This window comes from Kitasatospora sp. NPDC091257, from assembly GCF_044757675.1.
Taxonomy (GTDB): Bacteria; Actinomycetota; Actinomycetes; order Streptomycetales; family Streptomycetaceae; genus Kitasatospora; species Kitasatospora lactacystinica.
Genome location: NZ_JBIVVI010001423.1, coordinates 1 through 2,063, shown reverse-complemented (window position 1 = coordinate 2,063; position 2,063 = coordinate 1). Strand labels below are relative to the sequence as shown.

3 protein-coding genes are annotated in these 2,063 nt (G+C 75.8%); 1 reads left to right on the top strand and 2 read right to left on the bottom strand.

What is annotated here, in order from left to right; genetic code table 11:
• Positions 1 to 319 (top strand): SpoIIE family protein phosphatase (locus ACIQOV_RS38965; protein ID WP_401055568.1); only part of this gene is annotated, 319 nt, incomplete at its 5' end.
• Between the two features lie 10 nt (positions 320 to 329).
• On the opposite strand, the gene dhaL is transcribed toward ACIQOV_RS38965, so the two are convergent.
• Both dhaL and dhaK read right to left on the bottom strand, forming a co-directional pair.
• Complete coding sequence (dhaL, locus tag ACIQOV_RS38960) at positions 330 to 968, bottom strand: dihydroxyacetone kinase subunit DhaL (protein WP_401055566.1); 639 nt, start codon at positions 966 to 968, stop codon at positions 330 to 332.
• 20 nt (positions 969 to 988) lie between these two features.
• A complete protein-coding gene (gene dhaK / locus ACIQOV_RS38955; RefSeq protein WP_359910555.1) occupies positions 989 to 1,981 on the bottom strand; it encodes a dihydroxyacetone kinase subunit DhaK in 993 nt (330 codons plus the stop codon).
• Positions 1,982 to 2,063 lie beyond the last annotated feature (82 nt).

Below are 2,063 nucleotides of genomic sequence, written 5' to 3'. Positions count from 1 at the left end.
GCTGCACGCGCCCGACCCCTGGGTGCCGCTGGGCCTCGGCCGGCTGGCGGCGGGGGAGCCGACCACGTGGGGGCAGCCGTTCGGCGAGGAGGACGTGCTGGTGCTCTGCACGGACGGGGTGATCGAGGCGCGGCACCGCACGAGCGGGGAGTTCTACCCGCTGGCGGAGCGGGTCGGGCCGCTGGTGGGGGGAGCCGCGCGCTCGGCGGGGGAGCTGGAGGCCGCGGTGGGCCGGGTGTACGCGGACCTGCTGGCGCACACCGGCGGGGAGCTGCGGGACGACGCGTTGCTCCTGCTGATCGCGCGGACGGACGGGTGAGGGACGGCGCTCAGGCGGCGGTGACGTCGGCGGTGACGTCGGCGAGGGTGCGGAAGACGAGGGCCGTGGAGGTGGCGCCCGGGTCCTGGTGGCCGATGCTGCGTTCGCCCAGGTAGGAGGCGCGGCCCTTGCGGGCCCGGAGGGGGACGGTGTCGCGGGCGCCCTGTTCGGCGGCGTCGGCGGCCGCGGCCGCCGACGCGGGAAGGCCGGCGCCGGTGGCGGCCGCCGCGCGGAACGCGGCGACGGCCGGGGTCCAGGCGTCCACGATGGTCTTGTCGCCGGGTTCGGCCTTGCCGAGGAGGCGGACGGCGTCCAGGCCCGCCGACAGGGCCTCGGCGACGTCGGCCGGCCCGGCCGGTTCGGGCAGGGCGGCGCCGATGGCGCGGAAGGCCTTGCCGTAGAGCGGGCCGGAGGCGCCGCCGACCTTGGAGATGAGCGTGCTGCCGGTCCTGGTGAGGACGGCGCCGGGGCCGGCCGGCCGGAGGCCGTCCAGGGCGGTCAGGGCGGCGGCGAAGCCGCGCCGGAGGTTGCTGCCGTGGTCGCCGTCGCCGATCGCGGAGTCCAGCTCGGTGAGCCGGGACTGCTCCTTCTCGACGGCCGCGGCGATCGCTCGGATCCAGGCCTCGGCCAGCGGGGTGTCGAAGTCCATCGGGTCTCCTTCGGTGCGGCTCAGCGCTTGAGGGCGGGGGTGTCGACCGGGGCGTCCCAGAGTTCCAGCAGCTGGGCGTCGGCCTTGGTGAGGGTGAGCGAGAAGCCCGCCATGTCGAGGCTGGTGACGTAGTTGCCGACCAGGCTGCGGGCCACCGTGATGCCGCGCTCGGCGAGCCTGGCGGCGACCTCGCCGTAGACCACGTACAGCTCCAGCAGCGGGGTCGCGCCGAGGCCGTTGAGCAGGGCGATCACCTCGTCGCCCGGGGTCAGGTGGTGGTCGGCCAGGACGGTCTCGACCACCTCGGCGGCCAGCTCGCGGGCCGGGCGGAGCTTCTCCCGCCGGCGGCCGGGCTCGCCGTGGATGCCGACGCCGACCTCGATCTCGTCCTCGGGCAGGTCGAAGCCGGGCTTGCCGGCGGCCGGGACGGTGGCCGCGGTGAGCGCGATCGCGAAGGAGCGGGAGGCGGCGTTGACCCGCTCGCCCAGGGCGGCGACCTCGTCCAGCGGGGCTCCGCGCTCGGCCAGCGCGCCGGCCGTCTTCTCCACCAGCACGGTCGCGCCGGTGCCCCGGCGCCCGGCCGTCCAGGTGGAGTCCTCGACCGCGACGTCGTCGTTGACCAGGACGGTGCGGACCTCCAGGCCCTCCTCGGCGGCGAGTTCGGCGGCGAGCTCGAAGTTCATCACGTCGCCGGTGTAGTTCTTCACCACGAAGACCACGCCGGCGCCGTTCTCCACGGCCTTGGCGGCGGCCAGCATCTGGTCCGGGACGGGCGAGGTGAACACCTCGCCGGGGCAGGCGGCGTCGAGCATGCCCGGGCCGACGAAGCCGCCGTGCAGCGGCTCGTGGCCGGAGCCGCCGCCGGAGATCAGCGCGACCTTGGGACCGGCCGGGCGGGCGGCCCGGGTGATCACCCGGTTGGGGACGTCCACCGCCAGCTCCGGATGGGCGGCGGCGATTCCGGCCAGCGCGTCCTCCAGGACGCTCTCCGGGGTGTTGATCAGCTTCTTCAACGCTCTTCGCTCCCTTGGTGACCGGGGTGAGGACGCCACGGCGGTCGATGCCGTCGACCCGACGCTACGCCAGACGGGGGTG

Excerpts from the sequence above, each read along its gene's own strand:
- dhaL (WP_401055566.1), bottom strand. The coding sequence starts at position 968 with ATGGACTTCGACACCCCGCTGGCCGAGGCCTGGATCCGAGCGATCGCC.